Genomic DNA, 7,189 nt, shown 5'->3' with positions numbered 1-7,189 from the left:
CGGCCTATAATGGCGCTGGGCCCCTGCTCACAAATCCTGATTTCCTGGTAGTGGCCGGTAAAATCGTTTCAGTGGAGGCGCGGCATGCAGAGGCCATCTATGACCTTATAGCTCCTAATGATGCTTTTGTGGACTTTATCAGCGACGGCTTGGATGAGGCTTTACCACCGATGCAGGTGCTGCAGATGGCAGCCCCTTTCATCGTGACGGAGATTGACGCGAGTAACTTACCTAAAGCTTAACCGGAGGACACTACCATGGATTTTAATAAACTCTTTGAATCTTTCAGCCTAGACAACAAGTCGGAAGAAGAAGTGGACATCTACATGTCCAGGAAAGAGGCTTTCAAGAAGCTCGGAAGCCTGACTAAAAAAGTGGCCGTTGCCTCCCTGCCGGTGGCAGCTTTCACGATGATGCCGAAGATGGCCTTCGCCCGGGCGCATGACGTGATTGCGGTGCTCAAATTTGCCCTGGCCCTTGAGCGGCTCGAGTACCAGTTCTACCAGATGGCAGTAGACGCTGGAGTCGTGAAGAACAAGCATGAGAATGTGTTCATGGCCATCCGTGACCACGAGCGCATACACGTGGAGCTGCTGGAGGCAACGATACAGTCGTTGGGCGGAGACCTGACGGGCGTGCCAAGCAAGTTTGATTATACCGCAGGAGGGGTTTTCCCGAGTCCTTTCAGCAACCACCAGCTCTTCCTGGCCCTGGCGCAGGCTTTTGAGGATACGGGCGTCCGGGCCTATAAAGGGCAGGCACCGAACCTGATGGAAAATGACGCTCTGCTCAAGGTGGCGCTTCAGATTCATGCGGTGGAGGCACGGCATGCCTCGCAGGTGAGGCGCATCCGCGGCAGGAAAGGCTGGATCACGGAAGAGGACTACGACGGCATCGACGGCTTCGGGGGAACCTTCATGATGGCCAGCAGCGCTGTGTACGCCGGTGAGAAAAACACCACACATGTGGGTGTGGAAGTCACACAAGTGACAACGGTGCCGGTGATGGCCGTGCGGGAGGCATGGGATGAGCCACTGTCTATGGAGATGGTGCTGGACATCGTCAAGCCATTTATCGTAAGCTAAATATTACCATTCATTCACTTTTAATTATTAATAATTTTAAACACAAATATTTATGAAAAACAATACTAAAACGATTTCAACGACGATGATGCGAAAAGCTGTGTCTTCTGCCAAGATGCTTGCAGCTGCCGTGATGGGCACTTTCTTCTTAGCCAGCTGCGACCAGTTGGGTGACCTGGATGGTGTTATACCTGGAGGAGGAAACATGCCTGGTAAGGAGATGAAGATGTATAAAGTGCAGTTGAACCCGCTGAACAACTCTGGTGTGACTGGCACTGCGACGGTGATGATGAAAGAAAACGGTGAGTTCGAGGTAATCACAGATATAGAAGGGCTTGTTCCAAACATGGTGCACCCGCAGCACATCCACGGCTTCGTGATGGAGAACATGGCCGATAAGGATGCCATGTGTCCGCCGCCAAGCGCAGGAGGCGCCGACGGGCTCCTGACACTGGAGGAGGGGCAGCCTTTCTACGGTCCAATCCTCATTCCGCTGGATGACAAACTGGTTCCATTGACTGCGGAGAACTTCCCTGTTGCCACCTCAGCTGGTACCATCAGTTATGGTGGAAAGGTGATGACAAGCTCACTTGTTTCTGCTTTCGATGCCATGCATAACGGCACCCAGACCATGAAAGATCTGGAACTGGACAAGCGTGTGATTGTGATTCATGGTGCGTATGTCATAAACAATGCAATTGTGCCAGCCAATAGCAATCGTGTACAGTACGCAAAGTATATGGCAACGCTTCCGGTAGCCTGTGGTGAACTGGTAGAGATGAAGTAAAATTTGGTTTCTTAGATATCATCCGAAACAAAAGAAGCGCCTATACATTGTATGGGCGCTTCTTTTTTATTCTTAAAATAATTTATCTACTTTTTTGATTGCGGCTCTGGAACCGGGAAACCACGGTCACGCATCAGGGCATCTATCTTTGCATCCCTGCCACGGAATAACCGGTAAGCTTCTGCCGGATCCATCGAGTTTCTAGGGGCAAACAGGTACTTCACCAACCTGGCAGCCACCTCTTTGTCATAAAACCCGCCTGGTGCCTCTTCAAAGGCCTCTGCTGCATCAGAAGTCAATACATCAGCCCACAGGTAGCCATAGTAACCGGTAGCATATCCCTCACCGGAGAAAACGTGCCCAAAGTGCGGCGAGCGGTGACGCATCACAATCTCCTTAGGCATTTTCATGGCAGTAAGGGTTTCCCTTTCAAACTTGTCAGCATCTATCTCCGCAGGGTCAGCCAGATGGAATTTCATATCCATCAGGGCAGAGGCTAAAAACTCTGTTGTGCCAAATCCCTGGTTGAAGGTAGAGGCCTTCTTTATTTTAGCCACTAAGTCAGCCGGCATGGGCTCATTTGTTTTATGATGCCTCAGGAACTGGTTGATCACTTTATCAGTAGACAACCAGCGCTCCAGCAACTGCGACTGGAATTCAGTGTAGTCTCTCACGCCACTGTTCAGTGTCGGGTACTTCACATTCGAAGCCAGAAAGTGCAGCGCATGGCCAAACTCATGGAAAAAAGTAGTCGCATCGTCCCACGATACTAATACCGGCTCACCCGGAGCTGGCTTAATAAAGTTGGAATTGTTGGATGCCAGTACTGTCTTCTTGCCATCAAATGTGGTATGGCTACGGTACGGAGAAGCCCAGGCACCGGAACGCTTGCCCTGGCGCGCGAATGGGTCAAGGTACCACAGGCCAATGTGCTCGCCAGTCGTCTTGTCAGTTACTTCCCACACTTTCACATCTTCATGATACACCGGTACAGAGCCTTCAAGAACTGGTTTAAAGTCATAGTTAAACAACTCACCCGCCGTAAAGAACAAAGCTTGTGTCAGGTTATCCAGCTGCAGATACTGTTTCACCTCATCCGAATCCAGGTCATACTTTTGCTTGCGCACCTTTTCAGCATAGTAGCGGTAATCCCAAGGCTCGATGGTTATCTTTTTGCCACTGGCATCTGCCACCGCCTGCATATCAGCCACTTCTTCTGTTACCCTGGCAAGCGCAGCCGGCCATACAGCGTTCATGAGTTCCATGGCATTCTCCGGGTTTTTCGCCATGCGGTTCTGCAGGCGCCATTCTGCAAAGTTGTCATAGCCCATCAGCTTAACACGCTCATTTCTTAGCTTTAAGATTTTAGCGATGTTCTCGTTGTTATCATTCTCATCCGCATTATCGGCGCGGGAATAGTAATTTTTCCAAACCTTCTCCCTCAGCGCCCTTTCATCAGAGTATGTCAGGAACTGATCCATAGACGATCGGGTGTTGGTAACGGCATACTTTCCTTCCTGTCCGCGGTCAGCTGCTGCTTTGGCCGAAGCCTTTACGAAAGACTCTGGTAAGCCGCTGAGCTGGTCTTTTGTCAGGTAAACAACATACTTCTCCTCATCTGCCAGGATGTTATTTGAGAACTCGGTGTAGAGAGAAGATAGCTCTTTGTTGATAGCGGCATAGCGCTCTTTGGCGGCGGCATCCAAATCAGCACCTTCCATGGCAAAGCCTTCGTACACCAGTTGTGCCACACGCTGCTGATCAGCTGGCAATGGGTTCTTCTTAGAGTTTTCGTATACCGTTTTAATGCGCTGGAAGAGCTTCTCGTTCTGCGAAATTTTGGAGGAGAACTCAGATATCTTAGGAGCCAGTTCAGCCTGGATTTCCCTGAACTCCGGCGACGATAGATTGCTGCTCCAGATGCCATAGTACGTAAAGGCCCTGTTCAGTTCTTCGCCCGCTCTTTCCATGGCTTCGATGGTATTCTCGAAAGTGGGAGGCGAAGGATTGTTGGCAATGGCATCTATTTCAGCTAACTGTAATTCCATGCCTTTTTCAATGGCAGGCTTCAGGTCAGCCAGTTTCATCTTATCAAAAGCAGGAACTCCACCGTAAGGGCCAGTCCACTCAGCCAGTAAAGCATTATCAAAGTTTTGCTTTTGCTCCATTGTAGTTTGTGTTTGTTGCGACGGTACCTGCGTTTGAGTAGAAGTACAGCCAACGAAAGCCAGCATCACAAGCAAGCTTGATTTTTTGCCGGTATACAGAATTCTATTTCCCATTGATGATTATTGAAGTGAATAATAAAAGGGCATGTTCAGACCCCTAGTGTGTTTATGAATGACAAAGATATCTAAAAGTAAGCAGCAGTATGAAGGCTCTTATGAGAGTACTTTACAGCTTAAGCTTATAACATGCTCGCTGTACTTACCTTCTTTTGCTGTTATATGATTACGAACATTATCATGAGCCTGAGTAGTACAAAATCCAATTTCTTATAATCATAGATAGCCATAACAGTGCAAAAAGCTTACCAAAGACCATTCCAAAGGGACAGGCTCTCCACCAGTGGCGAGACGCAACTAAAAACAGAAGATGCCTAATAAAGCTTCAACTATAGGGCATCTTTATTTCACTAATTGCGTGTACAGCCGGGTAAGTGTTTCCTGAGGATCGGCGCACAGGCCCGGATGTACGGGCGATGTTTGCACGACGGTACTACGGGCGGCAGTAAGCCAGCGGAAACGGGATGCTACCGGAAGTTGCCCAATTGCTCCGCCTTCCCGGCGACCTGCGCAAATGCGCTCGAAGGCCTGAAGCCTTTCCTGTAGTTCCTCCACATCTATAGACGGGGAGAAGGCGCACAGGCGGTCTTCATTCAACTCATACATCGTCTGCAGAAAGCCTTGTGACGCACAGTATACGATGACACCAACATTCATGAACTCTTCGCGCTCCACACAAGGCACCACGCGAATAACGGCGTACTCAAATAAGTGCTTTTCTTGCATGCTGCGCTTCTTTGATAAAATTTTCGGAATGGACAAGTCGTGTTTCAAGGAACCGAACGTATGCTGCCCGGTGCTCCTCAACCGACTCGAAAGGGGAGTCGCCGGAAAGCCAGTCATCCGGAATCAGGGCTACTATGGCATGGATACGTTCAGGGCTAAGTATGGAGCGAAAGGCTGCGTCAACGGCTTCGAGTTCACTTGCTTGGGGCAGCAGCACATGATCTTTCACCTGTACAAAAGGCCGCCGGGCCTGTTCCTCCATGTTCGGCCAGGAGTGGTGAAAGTAGAAGGACGCACCATGGTCTATCAGCCACAGTTCCTTGTGCCACATCAGCATGTTCGTGTTGCGGGGTGTGCGGTCTACATTCGTTATCAGGCAATCAAACCACACAATCCGGGAGGCAAGGATCGCATCTATCGTTGTCACCAAAGCATCGAAGGTGATGGCACCAGATAAGTAGTGAAGTCCTAAGTTGAGTCCTTCGCTGAAGCGGAGTAAATCCTGTATTTCCTCATCTGGCTCGGTACGTCCGAAGCTCTCATCGAGGGTAGCAAACACTATTTCCGGCACCCGGAAGCCAAGCGCGCGAGCAAGTTCACCGGCAATAAGTTCAGCAATGAGCGCTTTCACTCCCTGGCCTGCACCACGGAACTTGAGTACATACAAAAAATCATCGTCTGCTTCAACAATGGCAGGCAGTGAGCCGCCCTCGCGCAGAGGCGTGACGTAACGCGTCACCTCCACAGTTCGGAGTTCAGGTAAACTAAAATTCATAGTTGCTCCTATATATTTATCTCATGCAGCAAGAATGCGCGCTACAGGTAAGTCTTCGGCTAACGAAATTCCTGCTACATCTGCTTCCGCAGAGCCTTCCTGACACGCCATTTTGCATTCGTTATGGCTTTTACGGTACAAAAGGAAAGTGTTCTTTTACCTGCCGGATTATTCCTGCAATATAGGCAAATCCTGTCTCTCTTGGCTGCACTCACTGGGTGGTGCTGTTTTAGACATGTAGCTGATGCTCCTTTAATTTTGCCCGCTTTTGTTCGTTACTGCCTGTACAACCTCAACTCCTGAATGTGAAGCAGGCACAGAGGTACAGGCATATGAGTTTGGGGGTCTGTTGCAGAACATGGATACCACGTTTGCCCCCGGAATTTTACTTCCTTTGTCAATGGTGCCTGGTTAAAAATACACCTATACCTGCTGCTGAATTTTAAACCTGTTACGTACATAAAAATACTAGCTCCTGGTTTACAGATGAACAGAATACTAAACTACCATCATTAAGATTATGAAAATAGCTTCTTCCATTTCAGCCTATTGGCTGTATACTTTTCTGCTGTCGCTGTGCATGACTGCCTGCAACTCCAGCCAAGCACAGAGAGAACAGGTAACCAGCGACGGGTACTCTACAAAAGAGGCACACCCCGATGGGACAGGCAAGGTATACCTGGGGCGGGAGATAGCAGGGATTATGGGTGCCGGTGGGGGAGGGTGGCTGGAGCGGAATACACGCCAGGAAGAGGAAGACGTAGCCTTAGCCATTGAGAACATGTCGCTGAGCCCGCAAAGTGTAGTGGCCGACATAGGAGCAGGCACAGGCTACTATACCTTCCGGATTGCACCTAAAGTGCCCGAAGGAAAAGTGTATGCGATAGATGTGCAGGACGCTTTTATAACCGCTTTAAATGAAAAAAAAAGAGAATTGGGCCTGACCAACATAGAGGTTGTGAAAGGAGGGGATCAGAGTCCAAACCTTCTGGATGCCTCACTTGATTTAGCAATTATGGTTGATGTGTACCATGAACTGGAATATCCGCAAGAGATGCTACAGGCGATACATAAAGCTCTGAAACCAGATGGCAAATTACTTCTCTTGGAATACCGGGCCGAAGACGACTCGGTACCTATAAAAGAACTGCACAAGATGAGCGTAAACCAGGTAAACAAGGAACTGAGTGCCAATGGCTTTCAGCTATCTGATAAAAAGGATTTTCTGCCGATTCAGCACTTCCTGCTTTATGAGAAGGTAGAAGAATAGGAGAGGGGAGAGTCAGTTATCAAGCCTGCCCCACATTGTAGCGGTCCTATAACGCAAGAGCGCCCCCTGCCGTTTGGGACAGGGGGCGCCTTGTTGTTGGGGTTGGCGGCCACCTACTCTCCCGGGTGTGACCTCAGTACCATCGGCGCGTCCGGGCTTAACTTCTCTGTTCGGGATGGGAAGAGGTGCTCACCGGAGCCATAGCCACCATTGCCTTTGTTGCGATTGCAGGCCGCAATGATGTTTTTATAGTTGTTTTGA

7 protein-coding genes and 1 rRNA gene are annotated in these 7,189 nt (G+C 49.5%); 4 read left to right on the top strand and 4 right to left on the bottom strand.

All coding sequences use genetic code 11. From position 1 onward, the window contains the following. From ACFS7Z_RS26745 to ACFS7Z_RS26735, 3 genes are all read left to right on the top strand, one after another. Positions 1-242: ferritin-like domain-containing protein (locus ACFS7Z_RS26745; protein ID WP_377492379.1), on the top strand; the 242-nt coding region annotated here is incomplete at its 5' end. Between the two features lie 15 nt (positions 243-257). After that, a complete protein-coding gene (locus ACFS7Z_RS26740) occupies positions 258-1,085 on the top strand; it encodes a ferritin-like domain-containing protein (RefSeq protein WP_377492376.1) in 828 nt (275 codons plus the stop codon). Positions 1,086-1,137: 52 nt separating this feature from the next. Beyond that, complete coding sequence (locus ACFS7Z_RS26735; protein WP_377492373.1) at positions 1,138-1,872, top strand: hypothetical protein; 735 nt, start codon at positions 1,138-1,140, stop codon at positions 1,870-1,872. An 86-nt stretch (positions 1,873-1,958) separates the two neighbouring features. On the opposite strand, the gene ACFS7Z_RS26730 is transcribed toward ACFS7Z_RS26735, so the two are convergent. The 3 genes from ACFS7Z_RS26730 to ACFS7Z_RS26720 form a co-directional block, all read right to left on the bottom strand. After that, positions 1,959-4,154, bottom strand: a complete 2,196-nt coding sequence (locus ACFS7Z_RS26730) for a M3 family metallopeptidase (RefSeq protein WP_377492370.1) — start codon at positions 4,152-4,154, stop codon at positions 1,959-1,961. Between the two features lie 345 nt (positions 4,155-4,499). Further along, entirely contained in the window at positions 4,500-4,883 is a 384-nt protein-coding gene (locus tag ACFS7Z_RS26725; protein ID WP_377492367.1) for a DUF3037 domain-containing protein, read from the bottom strand. Further along, positions 4,861-5,658, bottom strand: a complete 798-nt coding sequence (locus tag ACFS7Z_RS26720) for a HipA family kinase (protein ID WP_377492364.1) — start codon at positions 5,656-5,658, stop codon at positions 4,861-4,863. The genes ACFS7Z_RS26725 and ACFS7Z_RS26720 overlap by 23 nt, the downstream gene beginning before the upstream one ends. Before the next feature lie 520 nt (positions 5,659-6,178). On the opposite strand from ACFS7Z_RS26720, the gene ACFS7Z_RS26715 reads away from it, so the two are divergent. Next, on the top strand, positions 6,179-6,928 hold the full coding sequence (locus ACFS7Z_RS26715) for a class I SAM-dependent methyltransferase (RefSeq protein WP_377492361.1): 750 nt from the start codon (positions 6,179-6,181) through the stop codon (positions 6,926-6,928). Positions 6,929-7,028: 100 nt separating this feature from the next. On the opposite strand, the gene rrf is transcribed toward ACFS7Z_RS26715, so the two are convergent. Then, positions 7,029-7,140 (bottom strand): 5S ribosomal RNA (rrf, locus tag ACFS7Z_RS26710). Positions 7,141-7,189 lie beyond the last annotated feature (49 nt).

The organism is Pontibacter toksunensis, assembly GCF_042686245.1.
GTDB lineage: Bacteria > Bacteroidota > Bacteroidia > Cytophagales > Hymenobacteraceae > Pontibacter > Pontibacter toksunensis.
The sequence above is the reverse complement of the archived record's forward strand: the minus strand, read 5'-3'. Positions and strand labels throughout refer to the sequence as shown.

Bases quoted from the DNA above. Each gene is read 5' to 3' on its own strand.
- ACFS7Z_RS26740 (WP_377492376.1), top strand. From the start codon at position 258: ATGGATTTTAATAAACTCTTTGAATCTTTCAGCCTAGACAACAAGTCG.
- ACFS7Z_RS26735 (WP_377492373.1), top strand. From the start codon at position 1,138: ATGAAAAACAATACTAAAACGATTTCAACGACGATGATGCGAAAAGCT.
- ACFS7Z_RS26730 (WP_377492370.1), bottom strand. From the start codon at position 4,154: ATGGGAAATAGAATTCTGTATACCGGCAAAAAATCAAGCTTGCTTGTG.
- ACFS7Z_RS26725 (WP_377492367.1), bottom strand. From the start codon at position 4,883: ATGCAAGAAAAGCACTTATTTGAGTACGCCGTTATTCGCGTGGTGCCT.
- ACFS7Z_RS26720 (WP_377492364.1), bottom strand. From the start codon at position 5,658: ATGAATTTTAGTTTACCTGAACTCCGAACTGTGGAGGTGACGCGTTAC.
- ACFS7Z_RS26715 (WP_377492361.1), top strand. From the start codon at position 6,179: ATGAAAATAGCTTCTTCCATTTCAGCCTATTGGCTGTATACTTTTCTG.